This window comes from Stenotrophomonas sp. ZAC14D2_NAIMI4_7 (assembly GCF_003086675.1).
In the GTDB taxonomy this organism is placed as follows: Bacteria; Pseudomonadota; Gammaproteobacteria; order Xanthomonadales; family Xanthomonadaceae; genus Stenotrophomonas.
Window position 1 is genome coordinate 880,650 of record NZ_CP025995.1, and the last position, 22,928, is coordinate 903,577.

23 protein-coding genes are annotated in these 22,928 nt (G+C 68.1%); 8 read left to right on the forward strand and 15 right to left on the reverse strand.

Annotated features, from left to right (window positions below):
* Window positions 1-9 precede the first annotated feature (9 nt).
* Both ubiH and C1922_RS03915 read left to right on the forward strand, forming a co-directional pair.
* Window positions 10-1,218, forward strand: coding sequence for a 2-octaprenyl-6-methoxyphenyl hydroxylase (gene ubiH, locus C1922_RS03910; protein WP_108748595.1), 1,209 nt, complete (start codon window positions 10-12; stop codon window positions 1,216-1,218).
* Window positions 1,215-2,396, forward strand: a complete 1,182-nt coding sequence (locus tag C1922_RS03915; protein ID WP_108748596.1) for a UbiH/UbiF family hydroxylase — start codon at window positions 1,215-1,217, stop codon at window positions 2,394-2,396. Before ubiH ends, C1922_RS03915 begins: the two co-directional genes overlap by 4 nt.
* 531 nt (window positions 2,397-2,927) lie before the next feature.
* On the opposite strand, the gene rlmM is transcribed toward C1922_RS03915, so the two are convergent.
* From rlmM to C1922_RS03940, 5 genes are all read right to left on the reverse strand, one after another.
* Window positions 2,928-3,995: a 23S rRNA (cytidine(2498)-2'-O)-methyltransferase RlmM gene (rlmM, locus tag C1922_RS03920; RefSeq protein WP_108751475.1), complete on the reverse strand. Its 1,068-nt coding sequence runs from the start codon at window positions 3,993-3,995 to the stop codon at window positions 2,928-2,930.
* Window positions 3,979-4,539 carry a nucleoside deaminase gene (locus C1922_RS03925; RefSeq protein WP_108748597.1) on the reverse strand — a complete coding sequence of 187 codons (561 nt, stop codon included), beginning with the start codon at window positions 4,537-4,539 and terminating at the stop codon, window positions 3,979-3,981. Before C1922_RS03925 ends, rlmM begins: the two co-directional genes overlap by 17 nt.
* 96 nt (window positions 4,540-4,635) lie before the next feature.
* A complete protein-coding gene (locus C1922_RS03930) occupies window positions 4,636-5,373 on the reverse strand; it encodes a DUF6348 family protein (RefSeq protein ID WP_108748598.1) in 738 nt (245 codons plus the stop codon).
* 30 nt (window positions 5,374-5,403) lie between these two features.
* Complete coding sequence (locus tag C1922_RS03935; RefSeq protein WP_108748599.1) at window positions 5,404-6,051, reverse strand: hypothetical protein; 648 nt, start codon at window positions 6,049-6,051, stop codon at window positions 5,404-5,406.
* 43 nt (window positions 6,052-6,094) lie between these two features.
* Complete coding sequence (locus tag C1922_RS03940; RefSeq protein ID WP_108748600.1) at window positions 6,095-7,843, reverse strand: glutamine--tRNA ligase/YqeY domain fusion protein; 1,749 nt, start codon at window positions 7,841-7,843, stop codon at window positions 6,095-6,097.
* Between the two features lie 146 nt (window positions 7,844-7,989).
* Here C1922_RS03940 and C1922_RS03945 point away from each other — a divergent pair, with 146 nt between their 5' ends.
* Both C1922_RS03945 and msrA read left to right on the forward strand, forming a co-directional pair.
* Window positions 7,990-8,253: a DUF2007 domain-containing protein gene (locus tag C1922_RS03945; protein WP_108748601.1), complete on the forward strand. Its 264-nt coding sequence runs from the start codon at window positions 7,990-7,992 to the stop codon at window positions 8,251-8,253.
* 30 nt (window positions 8,254-8,283) lie between these two features.
* Entirely contained in the window at window positions 8,284-8,949 is a 666-nt protein-coding gene (gene msrA / locus C1922_RS03950) for a peptide-methionine (S)-S-oxide reductase MsrA (RefSeq protein WP_199912251.1), read from the forward strand.
* A 581-nt stretch (window positions 8,950-9,530) separates the two neighbouring features.
* On the opposite strand, the gene C1922_RS03955 is transcribed toward msrA, so the two are convergent.
* The 5 genes from C1922_RS03955 to ahpC form a co-directional block, all read right to left on the reverse strand.
* The gene (locus C1922_RS03955; RefSeq protein WP_108748603.1) at window positions 9,531-10,487 is read right to left on the reverse strand and encodes a transaldolase; all 957 of its coding nucleotides are present in this window, start codon (window positions 10,485-10,487) and stop codon (window positions 9,531-9,533) included.
* 50 nt (window positions 10,488-10,537) lie between these two features.
* The gene (gene rnk, locus C1922_RS03960) at window positions 10,538-10,942 is read right to left on the reverse strand and encodes a nucleoside diphosphate kinase regulator (RefSeq protein ID WP_004154317.1); all 405 of its coding nucleotides are present in this window, start codon (window positions 10,940-10,942) and stop codon (window positions 10,538-10,540) included.
* A gap of 122 nt (window positions 10,943-11,064) precedes the next feature.
* The gene (locus C1922_RS03965; RefSeq protein WP_108748604.1) at window positions 11,065-12,030 is read right to left on the reverse strand and encodes a LysR substrate-binding domain-containing protein; all 966 of its coding nucleotides are present in this window, start codon (window positions 12,028-12,030) and stop codon (window positions 11,065-11,067) included.
* An 87-nt stretch (window positions 12,031-12,117) separates the two neighbouring features.
* The gene (ahpF, locus tag C1922_RS03970) at window positions 12,118-13,710 is read right to left on the reverse strand and encodes an alkyl hydroperoxide reductase subunit F (protein WP_108748605.1); all 1,593 of its coding nucleotides are present in this window, start codon (window positions 13,708-13,710) and stop codon (window positions 12,118-12,120) included.
* A gap of 222 nt (window positions 13,711-13,932) precedes the next feature.
* Window positions 13,933-14,496, reverse strand: coding sequence for an alkyl hydroperoxide reductase subunit C (ahpC, locus tag C1922_RS03975; RefSeq protein ID WP_107229920.1), 564 nt, complete (start codon window positions 14,494-14,496; stop codon window positions 13,933-13,935).
* 323 nt (window positions 14,497-14,819) lie between these two features.
* Here ahpC and prmC point away from each other — a divergent pair, with 323 nt between their 5' ends.
* Window positions 14,820-15,677, forward strand: a complete 858-nt coding sequence (prmC, locus tag C1922_RS03980; protein WP_108748606.1) for a peptide chain release factor N(5)-glutamine methyltransferase — start codon at window positions 14,820-14,822, stop codon at window positions 15,675-15,677.
* Window positions 15,678-15,726: 49 nt separating this feature from the next.
* Window positions 15,727-16,668, forward strand: coding sequence for a prolyl aminopeptidase (gene pip / locus C1922_RS03985; protein ID WP_108748607.1), 942 nt, complete (start codon window positions 15,727-15,729; stop codon window positions 16,666-16,668).
* A gap of 163 nt (window positions 16,669-16,831) precedes the next feature.
* Here the strand turns inward: pip and C1922_RS03990 are convergent, their stop codons facing one another.
* The gene (locus C1922_RS03990) at window positions 16,832-17,731 is read right to left on the reverse strand and encodes a LysR family transcriptional regulator (RefSeq protein ID WP_108748608.1); all 900 of its coding nucleotides are present in this window, start codon (window positions 17,729-17,731) and stop codon (window positions 16,832-16,834) included.
* 90 nt (window positions 17,732-17,821) lie between these two features.
* On the opposite strand from C1922_RS03990, the gene C1922_RS03995 reads away from it, so the two are divergent.
* Complete coding sequence (locus tag C1922_RS03995; RefSeq protein WP_108748609.1) at window positions 17,822-19,234, forward strand: MFS transporter; 1,413 nt, start codon at window positions 17,822-17,824, stop codon at window positions 19,232-19,234.
* Window positions 19,231-19,902, forward strand: coding sequence for a hypothetical protein (locus C1922_RS04000; protein WP_108748610.1), 672 nt, complete (start codon window positions 19,231-19,233; stop codon window positions 19,900-19,902). The genes C1922_RS03995 and C1922_RS04000 overlap by 4 nt, the downstream gene beginning before the upstream one ends.
* Window positions 19,903-19,983: 81 nt before the next feature.
* Here C1922_RS04000 and C1922_RS04005 read toward each other — a convergent pair whose 3' ends face one another.
* From C1922_RS04005 to C1922_RS04020, 4 genes are read right to left on the reverse strand one after another with little or no spacing between them, the layout of a single operon-like run.
* The gene (locus C1922_RS04005) at window positions 19,984-20,781 is read right to left on the reverse strand and encodes an N-formylglutamate amidohydrolase (RefSeq protein ID WP_108751476.1); all 798 of its coding nucleotides are present in this window, start codon (window positions 20,779-20,781) and stop codon (window positions 19,984-19,986) included.
* The gene (locus tag C1922_RS04010) at window positions 20,774-21,328 is read right to left on the reverse strand and encodes an NUDIX hydrolase (protein WP_108748611.1); all 555 of its coding nucleotides are present in this window, start codon (window positions 21,326-21,328) and stop codon (window positions 20,774-20,776) included. The genes C1922_RS04005 and C1922_RS04010 overlap by 8 nt, the downstream gene beginning before the upstream one ends.
* Window positions 21,325-22,257, reverse strand: coding sequence for a 5'-3' exonuclease H3TH domain-containing protein (locus C1922_RS04015; protein ID WP_108751477.1), 933 nt, complete (start codon window positions 22,255-22,257; stop codon window positions 21,325-21,327). Before C1922_RS04015 ends, C1922_RS04010 begins: the two co-directional genes overlap by 4 nt.
* Before the next feature lie 5 nt (window positions 22,258-22,262).
* Complete coding sequence (locus C1922_RS04020; protein ID WP_108751478.1) at window positions 22,263-22,841, reverse strand: nitroreductase; 579 nt, start codon at window positions 22,839-22,841, stop codon at window positions 22,263-22,265.
* Window positions 22,842-22,928: the final 87 nt, after the last annotated feature.

Here is a 22,928-nt window from a genome sequence, read left to right on the forward strand (position 1 = left end):
CATGGGCCCATGAGTGAACGACATGACGTGCTGATCGTCGGTGGCGGTCTGGTCGGAGCCAGCCTGGCCATCGCCCTGGAACGGCTGGGCCGCAACGTAGCGCTGCTGGAAGCCAGCCCGGCCGGTGAACTGCCGGCGGTGTTCGACCAGCGCAACCTCAGTTTCGCCGCGGCAACCGTGAACGCACTGACCGCGCTGGGGGTGATGCAGAAGCTGGCGATGCCGCCGGGGCCGATCCGGCGCATCCACGTCAGCCGCGCCGGCGACTTTGGCCGCGTGCAGATGGAGGCGGCCGATTACGACCGGCCGTGGTTCGGCCAGGTGGTAGTGGCCCGCGATTTCGGCCAGGCGCTGGAGGCGCGGCTGCAGGAACTGCCGCAGCTGCAGCGCTACCGCCCGATGCGTTTCATTGGTTTTGGTGCGGTGGTCGACGGCTACCGGCAGGTCCATGTGGCCGACGATGCGGGCGAGCGCGTGCTGCTGGCCCGGCTGGTGGTGGGGGCCGATGGCACGGCCAGTGGCGTGCGCGATGCGCTGGGCATTGCGGTGGACCGCCACGATTTCCAGCAGACCCTGTTCGTGGCCCGCGTGCGCAGCCAGCGCGCGCCCGATGGCAGCGCGTGGGAACGCTTCACCGATACCGGCCCAACCGCCCTGCTGCCGCGCGGCGACCGCCACTTCGGCTGTGTGCACGGCGTGGCCCGCGACCAGGCCGAGGCGGTGATGGCGCTGGACGATGCAGCCTGGCTGCAACGCCTGCAGCACACGCTGGGCTGGCGCGCCGGGCGCTTGCTGGAATCTGGGCCGCGCAGTGCCTACCCGCTGGTGCAGGTACTGGCGCGCGCGCTGGTGGGCGAACGCGCGGTGCTGCTGGGCAACGCCGCGCAGACCATCCACCCGTTGGGTGCGCAGGGCTTCAACCTGGGCCTGCGCGACGCGCTCACCCTGGCAGAGCTGCTGGAAGCGGCCGATGAAGATGCGGGCAGCGATGCACTGCTGCGGGCCTACGTGGCCCGGCGCGCGGAAGACCGGCAGCAGACCGTGGCGTTTTCCGGTGGGCTGGCCCGGCTGACCAGCAATCCGGCACCGCTGCTGCGCCCGCTGCGCAGCCTGGGCCTGGTGGCGGCACAACGCGCCTCGGTGCAGTCGATGCTGGTAGGCGGTGCCATGGGCTTCCGTGGTGACGTGCCGCGCCTGTGCCGCGGGGAGGCTGCATGAGCCGGCGCATGCGACTGGATGTGGCCGTGGTGGGCGGCGGCGTTGTCGGCGCTGCGTGTGCACTGGCGCTGGCCGATGCCGGTCTGTCGGTCGCCCTGGTCGAAGGCCGTGAGCCGCCGGCCTGGCAGGCCGCGCAACCGGATCTGCGGGTGTTCGCTTTCGCCGCCGACAACGTGCAGCTGCTGCAGCGCCTCGGCGTCTGGCCGGCCATTGCACAGGCGCGTGCCTGGCCCTACCGGCGCATGCAGGTGTGGGACGCGGCCGGCGGCGATGACCTGCTGTTCGACGCAGACCGCTTCGGTCGGCGCGAGCTGGGCTTCATTGTTGAGAACGCGTTGCTGCAGGACCGCCTGTGGGCCGCATTGCCGGCGGCGGGCGTGCAGCTGCATTGCCCGGCCCGGGTGGAAGCGCTGGAACAGGACGACGAAGGTGTACGCCTGCGGCTGGACGATGGGCGTCGCGTGGATGCCGCATTGGCCGTGGCCGCCGATGGCGCCGATTCCACCCTGCGCCGCCTGGCCGGGATCGAGGTGGAATCGCACGATTATCACCAGCGCGGCGTGGTGGCCTACGTGGACAGCGCGCTGCCCAACCAGGCCACGGCCTGGCAGCGTTTCCTGCCGACCGGCCCGCTGGCCCTGCTGCCGGTGGCCGAGCGCCGCAGTTCGATCGTGTGGACCCTGCCGGAAGACGAAGCGGCACGCGTGCTGGCGTTGGACGACGCCGCATTCAACCGCGAACTGACCCGCGCCTTTGCCGGCCGCCTGGGCGAACTGCGCCTGGCCTCGGCGCGCGCGGCGTTCCCGCTGCGCCGGCAGCTGGCCCGTCATTATGTGTCCGGTCGCGTGCTGGCGCTGGGCGATGCGGCGCACGTGGTGCACCCACTGGCGGGGCAGGGGGTGAACCTGGGCCTGCGCGACGTGGCCGCCCTGCAGCAATGGCTGGCGCCCTCGCCCGAGCGGCGTGGCCAGCCGCGCCTGTCGCCACAGCGGCTGCAGCGCTGGGCGCGCGAACGGCGCAGTGACAACCAGATTGCCGCCTACAGCTTCGATGCGATCAACCGGCTGTTTTCCAACGACGAAATGCACCTGACCCTGGCCCGCGGCCGCGCGCTGGGTTGCGTGGGCAAGTGGCCGCCGCTGGTACAGGCATTCTGGAAGCGCGCCGCCGGGGTCTGAACGGCACGCCGCTCTGGTGCCCACCGACCGCGCGGCACGGCTTTGGTAGGTGCCAACCTTGGTTGGCACGTCTGTCAGACCACGTCGGCCCATATGGGGCGGAGGCGTTTCCGAGGTTGTGCCAACCAAGGTTGGCACGTCTGTCAGGCAACGTCGGCCCAGATGGGGCGGAGGCGTTTCCGAGGTTGTGCCAACCAAGGTTGGCACCTACCGACTGCGCGGTGCGTTGCCTTGGCACCCACCGACCGCGCGGTACGCCGCTCTGGTAGGTGCCAACCTTGGTTGGCACGTCTGTCAGGCCACGTCGGCCTAGATGGGGCGAAGGTGTTTGCGAGGTTGTGCCAACCAAGGTTGGCACCTACCCACCGCGCGGTGCGTTGCCTTGGCACCCACGACCGCGCGGTACGCCGCTTTGGTAGGTGCCAACCTTGGTTGGCACGTCTGTCAGGCAACGTCGGCCTAGATGGGGCGAAGGTGTTTGCGAGGTCGTGCCAACCAAGGTTGGCACCTACCCACCGCGCGGTGTGCGCCTCAGCGCAGCGGCGAGGCCAGCACCGTGATTTCTTCACGGTCGTGGTACAGCTGCTTGGCCCGCACCACCAGCGGCTTGCCCGCTTGTTCCTGGAACAGGTCCAGGCACAACCGCGTCTCGTCCCAGCGCTTCTTCATCGGCAGCTTCAGGTTGAAGATCGCGTGCCGGCACCAGCCCTCGCGGAACCAGGTGGCCATGCGTTCGGCCACGCGGCGCGGCTGTTCGACCATGTCGCAGACCATCCAGTCCAGCGCCTGGTCCGGGTGCCAGTGGAAGCCGTCGGCGCGCAGGTGTTCGACCAGCCCGGTATCCAGCACGTGCTGGCGCAACGGGCCATTGTCGATGCTGAGCACATGCACGTGCTGGCGGGTCAGCACCCAGGTCCAGCCGCCGGGGGCGGCACCGAGGTCAGCCGCGCGCATGCCGGGTTTCACCAGCGCCTCGCGCTCGTCCGGTGCCAGCAGGGTCAGCAGTGCCTCGTCCAGCTTCAGCGCCGAACGCGACGGGGCTTCGGGCAGCAGCTTGAGGCGCGGGATGCCCAACGCCCACGGCGCGCTGTCGGCCGGGTCGGCCACGCAGACGAATGCATGGGTGCCGTCGACGAAGACTGCATGCAGCCGCGGCAGCCGCGGGTTCGGCTTGTCGGTCAGCTTGCCGGCCTTGCGCAGCGCCGGGCGCAACGCATTGCCGAACGCGCGGGCCAGCCCGGACAGTGGCTTGCCGGCATCCGAATCGGGGTGTTCCACCCACAGATCGCCGAAGCGCGGCGCATCGGCCAGCACCTCCAGCATCGGGGTGATGCGGTCAGCCGGGTTCAACTGCGGCAGCTCGGCCAGTACCACCAGCTTCTGCCGCGCGAAGATCAGTTCGCGCCACGGCAGGCGCGGAGCCAGCGCGGCGGCTTGGTCGCACATGAACAGCACGTAGCCATCATTGCGCTGGGTGCGTGCATAGCCGGCGAAACCGGCCTGGCCCGCGCGGTGCTGCAGCTCGCCGGCCAGCTCCGGCTCGAAGCCCTGCCGGCACAGGCAGAGCAGGCCGATCCCGGTCTCAGTAACGGGTGCCATCGGCTTCCCCATAGGCACGCAGCACGCTGCGCGCGGCATCGCGGTTCAGGCCCTGCACCACTTCAATGCCGCGCTTTTTCAGTTCGCCCACCCAGTCGGCCGGCAGCGGGCCTTCGTCGAACGGGGTCAGTTCTTCCACGTCGGCCGAGCTGGCACCGATCAGCAGGCGGTCGATGCCGGCCCACACGGTGGCGCCATAGCACTGGCAGCACGGCTGCGAGCTGGTGGCCAGGGTGACCGGCGACAGCACCGCGTTCAGGCGCGGGGTCTGCAGGCGCTGCTGGGCCAGCATGTAGGCCATGTTCTCGGCGTGCGCCAGCGAGGTAGCGTGCGGCACGACGCGGTTCACGCCGGCGGCGATCACCTTGTCATCGGGGCCGAACACGACGGCGCCGAACGGGCCGCCACTGGCGTGTTCGACATTCAGCCGCGACAGCTCGATCGCCAGTGCGACCTTGGCCTCGTCGCCCGGATAGCGACGATCCAGGTCGATCTGGTCGTGGATCCAGGCGGGAAGGGTCAGGTGGACTTGCGCGTACAGCATCGCGGGGGTGCCTCGTAGGGTGGAAAGGTGGGGCAGGAACAACAGCCGGCGCGCAGTGTAGCCGCAGCGGCATGCAGCGGGGGTGTCGGCGCGGGATCAGGCGTCGGTTTCGGCGTCGGTGTCGGTGCGGATCACCACGTACTGCTTGCGGAACTCCAGCCCGGCCTGCGGCCAGCGCGCAGCGTAGGCGCGCAGCAGGGGCAGGGCGGCGGGGAAATCATGGCCGTTCACCCGGCAGTCGGCCTGGCACTGGCCGTCGGCATCGCGCGAGGCGAACAGACGGATGCCGAGGAACTGGCGGGTCTTCAGCAGATCGTTGAATGCCTCCAGGCTCTGGGTGAACAGGCAGCAGGGGCAGGACCCGTGGTCGTCCTCGCTGCACGCGGCGGCTTCATCGCGGGGTTCGCCGCGGTAGTGGGCCAGAGGCCCCAGCACCACCGCGCGCGCCAGCGCCGTGCCGGTTTCTTCGGCCGGGTAGCGCAGGGTCAGCATCTGCAGTTCAGGCGCATCGTCGGCGCCGACGGCCGCCTGCAGGGTGGCCAGGTCGACCCGCACCCAGTTCTCGAAGCCGGACAGCACGGCGTCCTGCTCGCTGTCACCGGCGGCGTGCTGGTACTCGAACAGGCCGTCGGTGAACAGGTCCGGATGGCGTACCTCGATCACCGTGGAGGTCTGCCAGCCGCCGTTGTCGCGCGCGTTCGACGCAACGCCGTGCGCGACCAGGCGCAGGCCGCTGTCCAGCACCAGCTCGGCGCCGTCGACGGTGCAGGCGATGTCGCGGCCCTGCAGGACCTGCATCAGCAGGGGAAGAAAGGGGTTGGCGGTAGCGGTCATGTCAGGCCTGTCAGTGAAAGGGGGCAGCGGTCACAGCGCATCGCGTTCGGCGCGATAGCGCTGCGCCTGTGCCTGCTGTTGCGGGTCATCGCCATGGTCGCGCAGCCAGGTGTCCAGCTCGCGACGGTAATCGGCGCGGAAGGCGGGGTTGCCCGGACTGAACTGCAGCCTGCGTGCAGCCACCTCCACCCGCTCGCGTGCACGTGCGCGTGACTGGGCGATGCCATGCGGCGATTCGTTGGTCAGGATCACGATGCTGCGCGGGAAGCCCGGCGCGTACTTCACCACGAAGGGCTGGCCCTGCGCGGGAATGCGGATCGTGTTTTCCAGCGGCCACAGCGAGATCGTGTTGGTATGGAACACCACGTCCACATCCTGGCCATCGGCGGTGTGCACCCCCCCCTCGTAACGCCAGATATAGCGGTCGTTGAGGGTGGAACTGGTTTCCTCGGCCTTGACGATCACCGCCTCGCCACGCTCGCCGATCCCGTTCACCCAGGCCGCGTTGACGAAAGAACCCAGGAATACGTTCAGCATCGCCAGCGGAAACATGGCGATGAGATACAGCGGGGTGCGCCGCCACCACGACAGCAGCCCGGCCAGCGCCATCAGCACCGGCAACGCCAGCAACGGGTGCTGGGACAGGAACCAGAGCAGGGCGGAGGGGGCGGCGGTCATTGTCGCGGGCATGCGGGCGCCGTCCTGGCGCCCGCGCGGTTCCTCAGGCCGACCAGGTGTCGCGCAGGGTCACGCTGCGGTTGAACACCGGCTTGGCCTCGGTGTGGTCGCGGCGGTCGGCAACGAAGTAGCCGGTGCGCTCGAACTGGAACGACTGTTCCGGGGCGGCGCTGGCCGCGGCCGGTTCGACATAGCCGGTGACGGTACGGCGCGATTCCGGGTTCAGGTAATCGCGGTAGGTCTTGCCCTCCGATTCGTCGTCCGGGTTCGGCACCGAGAACAGACGGTCGTACAGGCGGATTTCTGCCGGCACGCCATGCACGGCGCTGACCCAGTGGATGGTGCCCTTCACCTTGCGGTTGGCGCCCTCCATGCCCGGGCGCGATTCCGGATCCAGCCAGCCGCGCAGCTCGATGATGGTGCCGTCGGCATCCTTGATCACTTCATCGCAGCGGATGATGCCGGCACCGCGCAGGCGCACTTCGCCGCCCGGTACCAGGCGCTTCCAGCCCTTGGGCGGCACTTCGGCGAAGTCCTCGCGGTCGATCCACAGTTCGCGTGCGAACGGCACCTGGCGGCTGCCGAAGCTCTCGTCCTTCGGGTGGTTGCTGAAGGTCAGCTGTTCTTCATGGCCCTCGGCCAGGTTGGTCAGCACCAGCTTCAGCGGGTCGATCACCGCCATGCGGCGTGCCGCAGCGCTGTCCAGGTCCTCGCGCAGCGCGCCTTCGAGCACGCTGAAATCGATCAGCGAATTCTGCTTGCTGATGCCCACGCGTTCGGCGAACAGGCGCATCGCCGCCGGGGTGTAGCCGCGGCGACGCAGGCCCTGCAGGGTCGGCATGCGCGGGTCTTCCCAGCCGTCCACCAGCTGTTCGGTCACCAGCGCCATCAGCTTGCGCTTGCTCATCACCGTGTAGTTGATGTTCAGGCGCGAGAACTCGATCTGGCGAGGCTTGGCCGCTTCGCGCGGCAGGCCGGCGTCGACCAGCGGCTGGGTCAGCGCATCGTCATGGGCGAAATCCACGTTGTCCACACACCAGTCGTACAGCGGGCGGTGATCTTCGAATTCCAGCGTGCACAGCGAGTGGGTGATGCCCTCGATGGAATCGCCCAGTGCATGCGCGAAGTCGTACATCGGGTAGATCGGCCACGCGTTGCCGGTGTTCTGGTGCTCGACGTGCTTGATGCGGTACAGGGCCGGATCGCGCAGGTTGATGTTGCCGCTGGCCATGTCGATCTTCGCGCGCACGGTGCGCGCACCGTCGGGGAACTCACCGGCACGCATGCGGCGGAACAGGTCGAGGTTTTCCTCGACGCTGCGGTCGCGCCACGGCGACGGGCGGCCCGGCTCGGTCAGCGTGCCGCGGTAGGCGCGCACTTCCTCGGCCGACAGGTCGCAGACATAGGCCTTGCCCTGTTCGATCAGCTTCTCGGCGGCCAGGTAATAGGTCTGGAAGTAGTCCGAGGCATGGCGCAGCTCGTTCCACTCGAAGCCCAGCCAGCGCACGTCGTCCTGGATGGCGGCCACGTACTCCGGATCTTCCTTGGCCGGGTTGGTGTCGTCGAAGCGCAGGTTGCACACGCCGCTGAACTCACCGGCCAGGCCGAAGTTCAGGCAGATCGACTTGGCGTGGCCGATGTGCAGGTAGCCGTTCGGCTCGGGCGGGAAGCGGGTCTTGATCGCCTGGTGCTTGCCGCTGGCCAGGTCCTCGCGCACGATCTGGCGGATGAAATCGCGCTTCTCGTGGCTGTCGGCGGGGGTCTCGGGGCTGGCGGGGGTGTGCTCGGACATGAGTCTGGGGCGAAAAAGGGCAGAAAGACCAACAGTCTAGCGCGTACCGGCCAGGGCTGCCGGGGTTTGCCGCCATGCCCGGCGGGCGCAGCGGCGCGATTCAGGCCCCGGGCGTATGCTGGAACCCTGCCCCGAGGAGCTGCCCCATGCACATCGTGTACAAGGCCGACAACCTGTTCGACGCCCACCTGGTGAAGCACGCGCTGGAAGACGCAGGCATTCCCGCCTTCGTGTTCGGCGAATCGCTGCTGGGCGGCATGGGTGAGCTGCCGCTGTTCGGCGTGCTGCGGGTCGGCATTCCCGATGCGGCGCGGCCGCAGGCCGAGGACATCGTGGCCGGGCTGGACTTGGGCCAGGGCCCGGCCGACCCCATTTCAGATGCAGACGATTGGGCCGGACAGCCGGCGTAGGAGCGCATCATGTTGGGAATTGGCCAGGGCATCCTCGGCATCGGGGCCTTCAAGCAGCGTCTGCCGCGTGCGGAAGAGGCACTGCCGGGGCGCGAGCAGCCGTTGCCGCTGCACAGCAACCAGCACTTCGTGAACAGCCATCCGCTGAAGGACCGCTTCGCTGGCCTGCAGCAGATCCGTTTCGCCCTGGGGTGTTTCTGGGGCGCCGAGCGCAAGTTCTGGAGCGAACCGGGGGTGTACAGCACCTCGGTGGGCTATGCCGGTGGCATCACCCCGAACCCGACCTACGAAGAGGTCTGTTCGGGCCTGACCGGCCACACCGAAGTGGTGCAGGTAGTGTTCGACCCGGCGGTGGTCAGCCTGGAGCGGCTGCTGCAGTTGTTCTGGGAAAGCCATGACCCGACCCAGGGCATGCGCCAGGGCAACGACACCGGTACCCAGTACCGTTCGGCCATCCATGCCACGACCGAGGCGCAGTACGCGGCCGCGCTGGCCAGCCGCGAGGCCTATCAGGCACAGCTGGATTCGGCCGGTTACGGGCCGATCACCACCGAGATCGTGTACCCGGCGCCGGAGTACTACTACGCCGAGGATTACCACCAGCAGTACCTTGCGAAGAACCCGAACGGCTACTGCGGCATTGGCGGCACCGGCGTGAGCTGCCCGATCGGGCTGGATGTGGAGGCGCCGCGCTGACGCGCGGAGGTCCCCCTGCGGTGGGCAACGTCAACATCAACATCCAAAGCGGCTCTGGATTGCTGTGAGCCTGGCGGGACGGGTTGGGTTGTCGGGGGACGCCGTGAATCCATCCCTGGAGGCTTGTGAGCGCCATCCATGGCGCTCGCACCCCCGCCAACCCAACCCGTCCCACCCCTGACAGTTTCCCGGTGGCGGTGGGCAAGAGCATTGGGTTTCTGACGAACTGATGGAAAAGAAAAAGGACGCAGCCTTCGCCGCGTCCTTTTTCTTTGGTTGTGCAATGCCCCGTAGAGCCGAGCCATGCTCGGCTGCGAGCAAGCGCAGCGCGCGACCCGCTGTTGCTCTTCTTTCTTTCTTCCGTGGCGGGCGGCTACAGGAAACTGTCAGAGGGCGGGCGGGTTGGGTTCGCGGGAGTGTCCGCCGCGGGGATGCGGCGGCCAAGCCTCCAAGGATGGATTCACGGCGTCTCCCGCGAACCCAACCCGCCCGACCCAGCGCGGCTGTTGCTCTTGCAGTCAGTCGAGCAAGCTCGACTCTACGAAACCGCCCGCCACGAGGGGCTCAGTCGTTGGCCGCAATCACAGTTCCGAGCGGATCCGCTCGCGCAGCGCCTGCAGGTCTTTGGCGAAAGCGTCGATACCGGTGGCCAGCTTTTCGGTGGCCATCGGGTCCGCTGCCAGGTCGGCCGCGAACTTCGCCGCGTCGATCGGGGTCACCGCCACGCCGTCGGCCGCACCGGCCACCAGCTTGCGCGGCAGCTCGCCGTGGTCGGCGTCCAGCTTCTCCAGCAGGTCCGGCGAAATGGTCAGGCGGTCGCAGCCGGCCAGCGCTTCGATCTGTGCGGTGGAACGGAACGAGGCGCCCATCACCACCGTCGGCGAACCACGGCGCTTGAACTCGGCATACACGCCGCGCACGAACTTCACGCCCGGGTCTTCGTCGATGTTGGCCGGGGTCTGGCCGTTGGCCACGTACCAGTCCAGGATGCGGCCCACGAACGGCGAGATCAGGAACGCGCCGGCCTCGCTGCAGGCCAGCGCCTGGGTCGGGTTGAAGATCAGGGTCAGGTTGCAGTCGATGCCTTCGGCCTGCAGGATGCGCGCCGCTTCCACGCCTTCCCAGGTGGCGGCGATCTTGATCAGGATCTTTTCGCGCGGCACGCCGGCATCGGCGTACATCTGGATGAACTGGCGGGCCTTGGCCACGGTGGCCTCGGTGTCGTGGGCCTGGTCGGCATCCACTTCGGTGGACACGCGGCCCGGCACCAGCGTGCTCAGCAGCGCGCCGACGCCGATGGTCAGGCGGTCGGCCACGGCGTGCACCACGGCTTCGCGGTCACCGCCCTGCTGGCGGCCCCAGGCCAGTTCGCGTTCGATCAGCTCGGCATAGACCGGCAGGTCCAGCGCCTTCTTCACCAGGGTGGGGTTGGTGGTGCAATCCACCGGCTGCAGGCGCTTGATCGCGTCGTAGTCACCGGTATCGGCAACGACCACCGACAGTTCGCGCAGCTGGGACAGTTTGGACGGGGTACTCATTACGGCTCCTGGTGCAGGGAAATCGAATCGCGCGCGGTGCGCAGCGGTAATCAGGGACGGTCGTTGTGGACCGCAGTCACGCGCAGGCGCAGCTTGCGGCCGCCGGGCGCGTTCCAGTCGATGCTCTGGCCGATGGCCAGGCCAAGCAGGGCACTGCCGACCGGGGCCAAAACGGAAACCTTGCCTTCATCGACATTGGCTTCGCGGGGGAAGACCAGGGTCAGGACGTGCTTCTCGCCCGACACTTCATCTTCGCACTCCACGCGCGAATGCATCATGACGATGCCTTCGGGAATCTGGTCCGGCGCCAGCACGGTGGCCCGGTTGAGTTCTTCGGCAAGCGCGAGCGCGGCAGGCGTCTGGCTCAGCGCAGGCGAATCGAGCATGGCCTCGAGGCGGTCCATGTCGAAGGTCGACACAGTGATGGATGGCGGCAGGCCGCTGGCGGTGTTCATGGTGGTGCTCCTTGGTTGAAAGCCATGCAAAAGGCGGCGCTTCGAGCGCCGCCTGGGACTATTGTGGGGACAAATGTGGCCGGAATCGACTCCTGGCCGTGCCGCGGCAGGTTCGGCGGGGTTCAGCCGTTCAGCAGCGGCTGCGCCACCACCGGCGCTTCGCCGGCCGGCACGCCCTGGTCGTCCAGGGTGAACAACGCCTGCGGCAGCTGTTTGAACTGATCGGCCAGGTCCATCAGGAAGCCATGCATGGCCGAGCTGCGCCGCCAGATCATGGCGATGCGGCGGCTGGGCCGGCCTTCGCCCACGAAATCGATCAGGCGGATGTTGCTCGAGCGCGGCACCGGCGGCTGCACCGACAGGCTGGGCAGCAGGGTGATGCCCACGTCGGCGGCGACCATCTGCCGCAGGGTTTCCAGGCTGGTGGCGCGGAATTCGGATTTTTCGTTGGCGCCGAACAGGCGGCACACTTCCAGCGCCTGGTCGCGCAGGCAATGGCCGTCTTCCAGCAGCAGCAGCTTCTGCGTGGCCAGTTCCTGCACATCCATGTGTTCGCGGCGGGCCAGCGGATGGCGGCCGGAAACGGCCAGCAGGAACGGCTCTTCAAACAGGAATTCGGCATGCAGCTGGTCGTCCACCACCGGCAGTGCCAGCAGCGCCGCGTCCAGCCTGCCATCGCGCAGGCGCTCCAGCAGTACGTCGCTCTTTTCTTCCACCAGCAGCAGTTCCAGCTCCGGGAAGCGGCTGCGGATGCGCGGAATGACGTGCGGCAGCAGGTACGGCCCCAGGGTGGGGAAAATGCCCAGGCGCACGGTGCCGGCTTCAGGGTCGCGGTTGCGCCGCGCCGCTTCCTTCAACTGCTCCACTTCGGACACGATCACCCGCGCCCGCGCGGCCGCTTCCTGGCCGGCAGGGGTCAGCATCACCTTGCGCGGCGCACGTTCCACCAGCGGCAGCCCCAGCTCTTCCTCCAGCTTGCGGATCTGGGTGGACAGCGTGGGCTGGCTGACGAAACAGGAGGCGGCGGCCCGGCCGAAATGCTTGTGATCGGCCAAGGCCACCAGGTACTTCAGATCGCGTAGGTTCATCCTTCAGACCCCAGGGAAAACGGACCGGCGGTCGGCATGGTCGACCCAGCAGGCTAACGATGTTCCCGGTGGGCTGGGAACGGTGGTTCAGGCCGCTTCGGCCACCGCACCACTGCCGGTGTTCACCGACGAGCGGATCAGGTGGTCGAAGGCGCTGAGTGCCGCAGTGGAACCGGCGCCCATGGCGATGATGATCTGCTTGTAGGGTACCGTGGTGCAATCACCGGCGGCGAACACACCCGGCACGTTGGTCTGGCCACGGTCGTCGATCACGATCTCGCCGCGCGGCGACAACGCCACGCTGTCCTTCAGCCATTCGGTGTTGGGCAGCAGGCCGATCTGCACGAAGATGCCTTCCAGCTCGACGCGGTGGGAATCGCCGCCCGCGCGGTCCTTGTAAACCAGACCGGTCACCTTGCTGCCATCGCCGAGCACTTCGGTGGTCTGCGCGCTGGTCAGCACGGTCACGTTGCCCAGGCTGCGCAGCTTCTTCTGCAGCACTTCGTCGGCACGCAGGCTGGAATCGAACTCCAGCAGCGTTACATGCGACACGATGCCGGCCAGATCGATGGCCGCTTCCACGCCGGAATTGCCGCCGCCGACCACCGCCACGCGCTTGCCCTTGAACAGCGGGCCATCGCAGTGCGGGCAGTAGGCCACGCCCTTGTTGCGGTACTGGTCTTCGCCCGGCACGTTCATCTGACGCCAGCGCGCGCCGGTGGACAGGATGACCGAACGCGACTTCAGTATCGCGCCATTTTCCAGCTGCACCTGCACCAGGCCGTCTTCACCGGCCGGCACCAGCGCGCTGGCGCGCTGCAGGTTCATGATGTCCACCTCGTACTCGCGCACGTGCTGTTCCAGCGCCGTGGCCAGCTTCGGGCCTTCGGTCTCCTTCACCGAAATGAAGTTCTCGATGGCCATGGTGTCCAGCACCTGGCCGCCGAAACGCTCGGCGGCGATGCCGGTCCGGATGCCCTTGCGCGCGGCATAGATGGCCGCTGCGGCACCGGCCGGGCCACCGCCCACCACCAGTACATCGAAGGCGTCCTTGGCGGCGATCTTCTCGGCATCGCGCTTGCCGGCGTTGGTGTCCAGCTTGGCCACGATCTGCTCCAGGGTCATGCGGCCCTGGTCGAACACTTCACCGTTGAGGTAGACGGTGGGCACCGACATGATCTCGCGCTGTTCCACTTCTTCCTGGAACAGCGCGCCGTCGATGGCCACGTGTTGGATGCGCGGGTTCAGCACCGCAGCCAGGTTCAGCGCCTGCACCACGTCCGGGCAGTTCTGGCAGGACAGCGAGAAGTAGGTTTCGAACTTGTATTCGCCTTCCAGGTTCTGCACCTGCTCGATCAGCTCGGCGGTGGCCTTGGACGGATGGCCGCCGACCTGCAGCAGGGCCAGCACCAGCGAGGTGAACTCGTGGCCCATCGGCAGGCCGGCAAAGGTCAGGTGGATGTCTTGGCCCGGGGTGCCCAGGTCGAACGAGGGCACACGGCCCTGGCCGTCGCGCAGCACCTGCAGCGAAATCTTGTCCGACAGGCTTTCCAGGGTCTGCAGCAGTTCCAGCATTTCCTGCGACTTGGCGCCATCGTCGGCGCGCGCGGTGATCTGGATCGGGCGGGTCACGCGTTCCAGATAGGTCTTCAGCTGCGACTGCAGGTTGGCGTCCAACATGGTTCTCTCCTGGTTTCAGGCAAAGCGTGGGCGTGGCACCGCTGTAGAAGGTAGCGGACCAGCAGGGGGTAGGGGTGAACCCAAGACAGCGACCGTGGAAGGGGCTGGCTGGCCAAGGCTGGCGTGCGTTGGCTGTCTTGGGTTCACCCCCACGCCGGCGTGGGGCCGGCACGGGGATGAAGGGCGCGCGCTGGCGTGGGGCCAACGCAGGCCGGTAGCGCTTTAGATCTTGCCGACCAGGTCCAGCGACGGGGTCAGGGTCTTCTCGCCTTCCTTCCACTTGGCCGGGCAGACCTGGTTCGGGTTGGCAGCGGTGAACTGGGCGGCCTTCAGCTTGCGCAGGGTCTCGGCCACGTCACGGGCGATCTCGTTGGAGTGGATCTCCTGGGTCTTGATCACGCCTTCCGGGTTGATGATGAAGGTGCCACGCAGGGCCAGGCCTTCTTCTTCAATGTGCACGCCGAAGGCGCGGGTCAGCTTGTGGGTCGGGTCGCCCACCAGCGGGAACTGCGCCTTGCCCACGGCCGGCGAGGTTTCGTGCCAGACCTTGTGCGAGAAGTGGGTGTCGGTGGTGACGATGTAGACCTCGGCGCCGGCCTTCTTGAATTCGGCGTAATGGTCGGCCGCGTCTTCGATCTCGGTCGGGCAGTTGAAGGTGAAGGCGGCCGGCATGAAGATCAGGACGGACCACTGGCCCTTCAGGCTGTTGTCGGAAACCTTGATGAACTCGCCGTTGTGGTAGGCGTTGGCTTCGAACGACTGGATCGGAGTGTTGATCAGGGACATCGTTTTTCCTCTGGGTGAAGGGGAGTGGGTGAATCGACAGGAGCTAGGTTACCCATTCCGCATCGATAAGAACAATGCATTGATTTCATCTATTCAATAGTCTTTATCTATTGAAATTCAATGGGTGGGTTGCCCGTATGGCCCTGGACGCTCTGCAACTGTCTGTATGGAAAGGAAAATTTCCTGAACCGACGACATTGGGCTGATAGCTGGCCCTTATGCCGTTCCCCCAAACCTGAACCAACCCCGCTTTTGTAGAGTCGAGCCATGCTCGACTGCTTCTGCGTCGTAGAGTCGACCAAGCTCGACTCTACAATTGCGGCATGACCTTTGAATCCGAATCATCGCTGCGCCAGATCGTGGCCGCGGCCAGCGCCCGCCTTGGCGGCCTCGACGCCCGCCACGAGGCCGAACTGCTGCTGCTGCACGTACTGGACCGCCCGCGCAGCTGGCTGTTCGCCCACGCCACCGATCCGCTGCCGGAAGCTGAACAGGCCGCGTTCGAGGCGCTGCTGGCCCGCCGCATGGCCGGTGAGCCAGTGGCCTACCTGACCGGCCGCCGCGGCTTCTGGACACTGGATCTGGACGTCGACGCCGCCACGCTGATCCCGCGCCCGGAAACCGAGCTGCTGGTGGAACTGGCGCTGGAGCGCCTGCCGCTGGACCGCGCCCTGCAGGTGGCCGACCTCGGCACCGGCAGCGGCGCGATCGCCCTGGCCCTGGCCAGCGAGCGCCCGCAGGCGCAGGTGCTGGCCACCGATGCCAGCCCCGCTGCGCTGGCCGTCGCCGCGCGCAATGCCGCCCGCCATGAACTGCGCAACGTGCGCTTCGCCGAAGGGGGGCCGGACTGGTATGCGCCGCTGCAGGGCGCGCGCTTCGACCTGATCGCCAGCAATCCGCCCTATATCGCCAGTGACGATCCGCACCTGCAGCAGGGCGACCTGCGCTTCGAACCGGCCACGGCACTGGCGTCGGGCGTGGATGGCCTGGACGACATCCGCGCCATTGCCGAAGGGGCCTGTGCGCACCTGCAGCCCGGTGGCTGGCTGCTGGTCGAACACGGCTGGGACCAGGGCGCGGCGATCCGCGCGCTGTTCGACGCCGCGGGCCTGGCCGAGGTAAGCACCGCGCAGGACCTTGAACAGCGCGACCGGGTCACCCTGGGGCGGCGACCGGCCTAGAATGGGGGTTCTCCTGCCAGCGGCAGGGCACCACCACGGAGCTGCAAGCATGCGTACGCTGTACCCCGCCATCACCCCCTACGACGTCGGCACCCTGAAGGTCGACGACCGCCACACGCTGTACTTCGAACAGTGCGGCAACCCGGACGGCAAGCCGGTGGTGATGCTGCACGGGGGCCCCGGTGGCGGCTGCAGCGACAAGATGCGCCAGTTCCACGACCCGGCCAAGTACCGCATCATCCTGTTCGACCAGCGCGGCGCTGGCCGTTCCACCCCGCACGCGGACCTGGTCGACAACACCACCTGGGATCTGGTGGCCGATATCGAAAAGCTGCGCGAGCACCTGAAGGTGGATCGCTGGCAGGTGTTCGGCGGCAGCTGGGGGTCGACCCTGGCGCTGGCCTACGCCGAAACCCACCCGCAGCGGGTGACCGAACTGGTGCTGCGCGGCATCTTCATGCTGCGCCGCTGGGAACTGGAATGGTTCTACCAGGAAGGCGCCAACCGCCTGTTCCCAGATGCCTGGGAGCACTACCTGAAGCCGATTCCGGCCGTCGAGCGCCATGACCTGATCTCGGCGTTCCATCGCCGCCTGACCAGCGAAGACGAAACCACCCGGCTGGAAGCGGCCAAGGCGTGGGCGGTGTGGGAAGGCGCGACCAGCTTCCTGCACGTGGACGACGACTTCATCAACAGCCACGAAGACCCGCACTTCGCCCTGGCGTTCGCCCGCATCGAGAACCACTACTTCGTCAACGGCGGCTTCTTCGAGGTGGAAGACCAGCTGCTGCGCGACGCGCACCGCATTGCCGATATTCCCGGCGTGATCGTGCACGGCCGCTACGACGTGGTCTGCCCGCTGGCCAACGCCTGGGACCTGACCAAGGTGTGGCCGAAGGCGAAGCTGGAAATCACCCCGGCGTCGGGTCATTCGGCGTTCGAAGCGGAGAACGTGGACGCGCTGGTGCGCGCCACCGACAGTTTTGCCTGAGGCAAAACTGTCCACGCATTCCACCTTATCCCCGCGCCTGTCGGCGCGCCCCCTTGAACAACAAGGGGGCTCTGCTCCAGGTCGGCTACGGTGCGCTGATCAGTAGAGCCAGGCCACGCCTGGCTGCTCCTGCATTTGAATCTCATCCACGCATGGCGTGGATCTACCAGTGCCCGGCCAGCAGGGCTTCGGCCAGCACCTGCAGCTTCGGTGAGTGCTGGCGCGACGGCGGGTAGATCAGCGACAGCGCGCGGCTGCGGCCTTCGAACGGCTGCAGCACGCGCTGCAGGCGGCCGTCGGCCAGTGCGTCGGCCACGGCGAAATCCATCACCTGCACGATGCCGATGCCGGCGATGGCCGCTTCCACCAGCGGGTCGCCGCTGTCGAACACCATGCGGGTGGCGGGCGCCATCTCGCACAGCTGGCCGTTCTGCATGAACTGCCAGTCCACCACCCGCCCACTGCGCAGATTGCGCACCGCCAGGCAGGCGTGGGCCTGCAGATCGGCCACCTGCAGGGGCGTGCCGCAACGGGCCAGGTAGGCCGGGCTGGCCACCGTGACCCAGCGCAGCGGTCGCAGCGCGCGCGCCACCATGCGCTGGTCGGCAATCGGGCCGGTGCGCAGGGCCGCATCGAAGCCTTCTTCCACAAGGTCCACCAGCCGGTCGCTGAGCACGGCCTCCACCTGCAGCTGCGGATGCCGTTCCAGCAGTGGCCCCAGCATCGGCACCAGTACCTTGCGCCCGAACATCGAGGGCGCGCTGATCTTCAGCACGCCCGAGGGCATGCAGGGGCGGTCGGCCAGTTGCCGCTCGGCGTCCTCCAGCCCGCACAGCAGCGGCGTTACCTGGTCCACGAACTGGCGGCCATCCGGGGTCAACGCCACGTTGCGGGTGTTCCGCTGCAGCAGCTTCACGCCCAGTGAGGCCTCCAGCCGCCCAATGGCGCGCGACAGGCCCGATTGACTCAGCCCGAGCTGACCGGCGGCCACGGTGAAACTGCGCGCTTCGGCTACTTGGACCAGCATGCGCACAGCGTTGAGATCGGTTGACGGTCCATTCATGCGAAAAATCATCGCAGATATCGACGTGGAGGGGTTTATTGATCGCGCTGCATCAATGAGACTGCGCTCCCCCCTTGCTCCAGACCGCCGATGCCTCCCCTCAAGTACCCCCGCTGGGCACTGACCCTGCTTGCCACCGCGCAGCTGATCATCGCTCTGGATGCCACCATCATCTTCGTCGCCCTGCATGACATGGGCCGCGCGCTGCAGATCAACGCGCAGCAGCTGCAGTGGGTGGTCAGCGCCTACACCGTGGCGTTCGGCGGCAGCCTGCTGCTGGGTGGGCGCGCGGCCGACCTGATCGGGCGCCGCCGCTTCTACCGGCTGGGCATGCTGCTGTTTGCTCTGGCCTCGCTGCTGGGCGCGCTGGCGCCCAATGCCACACTGCTGATCATCGCGCGTGCGGCCCAGGGCATCGGCGCCGCGCTGTTGTTCCCGGCCACGCTGGCACTGATCAACACGCTGTACGCCGAAGGCCCGGTGCGCAACCGCGCGCTGGCGATCTGGAGCATGGCCAGCGCGGTCGGCCTGGCGCTGGGCACCCTGCTTGGCGGGGTGCTGACCCAGGCCTTCGGCTGGCCGGCGGTGTTGGCGGTGATCGTGCCGCTGGCCACCGCATGTGCGATCGCCGCCGGTGTGTGGCTGCCGGCCGACGGCCCGCGCGCGCAGGGCCGTTCGTTCGACCTGGCCGGCTGCATCACCGTCACCCTGGGCGGCAGCCTGCTGGTGACCACCCTGGTGCAGGGGCCGGAATGGGGCTGGACCGCGCCGGCCACGCTGGGCTGCCTGGTGCTGTCGGCGCTGCTGCTGGTGGCCTTCGTGCAGATCGAGCAGCGCAGCCGCGATCCGCTGATGCAGTTCGCGCTGCTGCGCCTGCCGGGCCTGCGCGCGGCACTCGGCCTGACCTTCGCCTTCATGAGCAGCTATGGCGTGCAGTACTACTTCATGGCGCTGTACTTCCAGGATGGCTACGGTTGGAGCCCACTGCAGGCCGGTCTGGCGTTCCTGCCGGCCACCGCCGTGTGCACGCTGGGCATCCAGCTGGCCGAGTGGGCGTTGCAGCGCTGGAGCGCACGCAAGGTGCTGGTGCTGGGGCAACTGGCCGGTGCCCTGGGCATTGCCTGGGTGGCGGCCACCCTGCCGCACGGATCGAACTTCTGGCCGCTGCTGCCGGGCGTGGTGGTGCTGAGCATCGGCCAGGGCATGACCTGGACCTCGATGTGGATCGTGGCCGGGCAGGGCGTGCCAGCCGCGCAGCAGGGGGTGGCCTCGGGCATGGCCGCCACCGCGCAGCAGATCGGCGGCGCGCTGGGCCTGGCGGTGCTGGTGATGGTGGCCAATGCCGGCGCCGGCGCGGCCGGGTCGGCGACCGCGCTCGACGGCCTGGTCCGTGCCGAATACGGTGCCGCGTTGTTCGCCCTGTTCGGTGTGCTGATCGCGCTGGGCCTGCGCCCGGCAGCGGTAGACTCGAACGCCCCTGCCTGCCTGGCCAATGACGCATGATCGAACCGCTGGACCTGGAACAGACGCTGCAGGCCTTCGCGGCCTGCAACGATGACCACGACGTGTACGCATCCTTCGGCTGGGTGCATGCCAGTGAAGGCGATCTGCTGCAGGCGCGCTTCTGGTTGCCGCCTGATGAGGCCACCGCCTTCGACGATGACAACGACGTGCCGGCCCAGGCGCGCGCGCTGGGGCTGACCCCCTACCTGGAGCCGGCCACGTTTGCCGACGTGCTGGACGTGCAGAAGCGCCAGCATCCGTTGTCCGGCCTGGCCGACTACGCGCAGGCGCTGGCCTACTACCACGAGTACGACGCGTTCCAGCAGGTCGAGGGCATTGATGAAGCGCTGGGCGAAGCCACGGCCGAAGCGCAGGCGGCGGCGCGCGCGGCCGGTGTGGGCGCGGGCATCTTCGCCTCGTTCGATCTGCAGATGGTGGCCTGTCCGGACGCTCAGCTGAAGGCCGCTGCACAGCGCGTGGCCCGTCTGCACGAGGTGCCGGTAGGCGAGGCGCTGGCACGTTGTCGTGCACTGCCGCTGCTTTTGGGCGAAGCGCTGGACCGTAACCGCGCGCAGGCCATCAAGGACGACTTCGAGGCCATCGGTGCAACCGTGCAGGTGCACGGGTTCAAGCCGTTCCCGTGGATGGACGCGCCCCGCCTGCGGTAGCGCCGGGCCATGCCCGGCGGCATTACGTTGCACCGCCGCGATGCGGCTCGCCGGGCATGGCCCGGCGCTACCGGGCTTCGGTCACCCTGCCGCCAGCAACGCCGGCTGCAATGCACTGAAAATCCGCGCCAACCGCTGCGCCCATGCCTGCTGGCCGGCGGCATCGGCAATCAGGTCCTGGCGGATCTCCAGTTCCACATGCACCAGCCCACGGTCTTCGCCGTGCACCGGCACCGCGTAGTCGCTGTTGCGGTTTACCGAATACGGTTCGTTGTCGCCCACCACCAGATCGCCCTCGTTGCGCAGGGCCTGCAGCAGCGCCTGGGCGAAGCGGGTGTCCTGGTGGTAGAGCACGCCGGCGTGCCACGGTCGCGCCACGCCGTTCATTGCCGGGGTGAAGCTGTGCATCATCACCAGCAGGGTCGGTCGGCCCGCATTGCGGCGTGCGTCCAGTTCGGCATCGATGCGCGCGTGGTACGGCGCGTGGATGGCGTCGATGCGCTGCTGGCGCTGTGCCGTCGACAGCCCGGCGTTGCCCGGCACCACCGTGTGGTCGCTCACTTCCGGGATCAGCGTGGGCGAGGCCAACGGGCGGTTGCAGTCGATCAGCAGCCGCGAATAGGTCTGTTCGATCGCCCAGGCATCGAGCAGCCCGGCCAGTGCACGGGTGGTGCCGGCAATGCCGATGTCCCAGCCGATATGGCGATCCAGCTCGTGCTGCGGCAGGCCCAGCTGTGCCAGGCCACGCGGCACCTGCTGGCCGGCGTGGTCGGCCAGCAGCAGGTAGGGCGACGCCCCCTGGGCGCGGTGGACGGTGTAGATGGCCGGGTCGTCGGCACCCAGCAGTGCCGGCAGCCCGTGCAGGTCGGCGTCAGCCACGCGGGCGACCATCCAGGTGGTGTTCGATCATCCACAGCCCCGCCCACAGCTTGGCGTCCAGCTCGTAGCCTTCGCCCATCTTCTGCACCAGCCAGGCCGCCGCGTCGCTGCGCGGGATCTCGTGCACGGTGATGTTCTCGCTGTCGTCGCCGCCGCCGCTGCCCACCCGGCGCAGGCCGGTGGCGCGCACGAAGGCGATCTTTTCGCTGCTGGCGCCGGACGAGGTCGGGCCGATCATCAGCACTTCGGCATGGTCGGCGGTCCAGCCGGTTTCTTCCTCCAGCTCGCGCACCGCCGATGCTTCAATCGATTCGCCCGCATCCACGTCGCCGACCAGGCCGGCCGGCATTTCGATGGTCGGGGCCTGCAGCGGCACGCGGAACTGTTCGACGAACAGCACCTTGTCCTCGGGGGTGACCGCGATGATGATCGCGGCCAGGCCGCCGGCGTGGGTGCGTTCGCTGTATTCCCAGGTGCCGCGCACCACCATGCGCTGGTACTTGCCTTCGTAGACGACACGCGGTGCTTCAGTGTTGCGCTGGCTCATGTGGGCTCGCTGGGTGTGGGAAGAGGGTCGGCCATGCCGGTAGCGGCGAACAGGCGGCGCCGGGTCAGCGGCCCGAAACGCAGGGTCTGGCACAGGCCATCCAGCAGTTCCGGGTCGGCAGGCTGGCGCAGCAGGCCCAGTGCGCTGCCGTCCAGCGGCGCGTCCAGGGCAATGGTGGTCAGCTGCCGCCACAGCAGGGCGTGCTCGCGCTGTTCGCGCAGGCGCACGGCCATCTGTGCCGCGCCGCGCAGGCGCAGGAACGGCACTTCATCGATACGTTCGAACAGCGCATCCATGCTGCCGAAATGGGCCAGCAGCACCGCCGCCGACTTGGCACCCACGCCGCTGACGCCGGGAATGTTGTCCACCGCATCGCCGCACAGCGCCAGGTAGTCGGCAATCTGGTGCGCGTGCACGCCGTGGCGGCCCTTCACCCCGGCCACGTCCCAGCGCTGGTTGCGCGCGTAGTCCCACTGCTCGTCGTGGTCCAGCAGCAGCTGCGACAGGTCCTTGTCGGCGGAAATGATCACCCCGCGGTGGCTGCCACGGTGGCGGTGCAGGGCGCTGCCGATCAGGTCGTCGGCCTCGAAATCATGATGGGCCAGCACCGCCAGCCCCAGCGCGGCGCACAGCGCCTTGCAGTGCACGAACTGGCGCTTCAGCGCTTCCGGTGCCGGGTCCCGGTTGGCCTTGTAGGCCGGGTACAGGCGGTGGCGGAAGCCACTGTCCAGGGCTTCGTCGAAGGCGATGGCGATATGGCGCGGGCGCTCGCGTTCCAGCAGGTCCAGCAGGAAGCGGGCAAAGCCATGCACGGCATTGGTCGGCCAGCCCTGGCTGTCCTGGAATTCGTCCGGCAGTGAGTGCCAGGCGCGGAACACGTAGATGCTGGCATCGACCAGGTACAGCGGCGGCGCGGGCTGGGCGCTCACGGCATTCACGGTGCGGTCCAGTCCTGCAGCAGGGCCGCCGCATCCGGGCGTTCGCGCTCGGGCACGGCCGCCTTGGGCGTACCGATATGGATGAAGCCGGCAATCCGCTCGCCGTCGGCCAGGCCCAGGTGCGCGTGCACGGCGGGGTCGAAGGCCATCCACGCGGTCAGCCACTGCGCGCCGAAGCCCAGCGCCTGCGCGGCCTGCAGCAAGGCGAAGCAGACGCAGCCGGCGGTCATCAGCTGTTCCTGCTCGGGCACCTTGGCGTCCGGGCGCGGGCTGGCCACCACCACGATCACCAGCGGGGCGTGGCTGAAGCGCTGCCGGTCCTTCTCGAACACGGCATCGCCGGCGTGCGGATCGCGCTGGCGGCTGCGTTCGGCCAGGAAGTCGCCCAGAGTGTGACGCGCATCGCCGGCGATCTTCAGGAACCGGAACGGCACCCGCTTGCCGTGGTCGGGCACGCGCACCGCCGAGGCCAGCATGCGCAGCAGGGTGGCCGGGTCCGGTCCGGGTTCGCCCAGCTGCCGCGAGGGCACCGAGCGGCGGGCATCCAGGGCGAGCAGGGCAGCGGGGTCGGGCATGGAATCTGAACCGGTCATCACGGGCACATGATTATAGTCGGGGTGGTTGATGACGCCCGTCGCGTCGCGTCTGCCATTCAAATAACA

Coding starts and splice junctions, on each gene's coding strand:
- C1922_RS03945 (WP_108748601.1), top strand. CDS start 7,990: ATGCACATCGTGTACAAGGCCGACAACCTGTTCGACGCCCACCTGGTG.
- rlmM (WP_108751475.1), bottom strand. CDS start 3,995: ATGGCACCCGTTACTGAGACCGGGATCGGCCTGCTCTGCCTGTGCCGG.
- C1922_RS03935 (WP_108748599.1), bottom strand. CDS start 6,051: ATGACCGCCGCCCCCTCCGCCCTGCTCTGGTTCCTGTCCCAGCACCCG.
- ubiH (WP_108748595.1), top strand. CDS start 10: ATGAGTGAACGACATGACGTGCTGATCGTCGGTGGCGGTCTGGTCGGA.
- ahpC (WP_107229920.1), bottom strand. CDS start 14,496: ATGTCCCTGATCAACACTCCGATCCAGTCGTTCGAAGCCAACGCCTAC.
- C1922_RS03990 (WP_108748608.1), bottom strand. CDS start 17,731: ATGAATGGACCGTCAACCGATCTCAACGCTGTGCGCATGCTGGTCCAA.
- C1922_RS03930 (WP_108748598.1), bottom strand. CDS start 5,373: ATGACCGCTACCGCCAACCCCTTTCTTCCCCTGCTGATGCAGGTCCTG.
- C1922_RS04000 (WP_108748610.1), top strand. CDS start 19,231: ATGATCGAACCGCTGGACCTGGAACAGACGCTGCAGGCCTTCGCGGCC.
- C1922_RS03925 (WP_108748597.1), bottom strand. CDS start 4,539: ATGCTGTACGCGCAAGTCCACCTGACCCTTCCCGCCTGGATCCACGAC.
- prmC (WP_108748606.1), top strand. CDS start 14,820: ATGACCTTTGAATCCGAATCATCGCTGCGCCAGATCGTGGCCGCGGCC.
- C1922_RS03940 (WP_108748600.1), bottom strand. CDS start 7,843: ATGTCCGAGCACACCCCCGCCAGCCCCGAGACCCCCGCCGACAGCCAC.
- C1922_RS03965 (WP_108748604.1), bottom strand. CDS start 12,030: ATGAACCTACGCGATCTGAAGTACCTGGTGGCCTTGGCCGATCACAAG.
- ahpF (WP_108748605.1), bottom strand. CDS start 13,710: ATGTTGGACGCCAACCTGCAGTCGCAGCTGAAGACCTATCTGGAACGC.
- C1922_RS03995 (WP_108748609.1), top strand. CDS start 17,822: ATGCCTCCCCTCAAGTACCCCCGCTGGGCACTGACCCTGCTTGCCACC.
- C1922_RS03955 (WP_108748603.1), bottom strand. CDS start 10,487: ATGAGTACCCCGTCCAAACTGTCCCAGCTGCGCGAACTGTCGGTGGTC.
- C1922_RS04010 (WP_108748611.1), bottom strand. CDS start 21,328: ATGAGCCAGCGCAACACTGAAGCACCGCGTGTCGTCTACGAAGGCAAG.
- rnk (WP_004154317.1), bottom strand. CDS start 10,942: ATGAACACCGCCAGCGGCCTGCCGCCATCCATCACTGTGTCGACCTTC.
- pip (WP_108748607.1), top strand. CDS start 15,727: ATGCGTACGCTGTACCCCGCCATCACCCCCTACGACGTCGGCACCCTG.
- C1922_RS03915 (WP_108748596.1), top strand. CDS start 1,215: ATGAGCCGGCGCATGCGACTGGATGTGGCCGTGGTGGGCGGCGGCGTT.
- C1922_RS04020 (WP_108751478.1), bottom strand. CDS start 22,841: ATGCCCGACCCCGCTGCCCTGCTCGCCCTGGATGCCCGCCGCTCGGTG.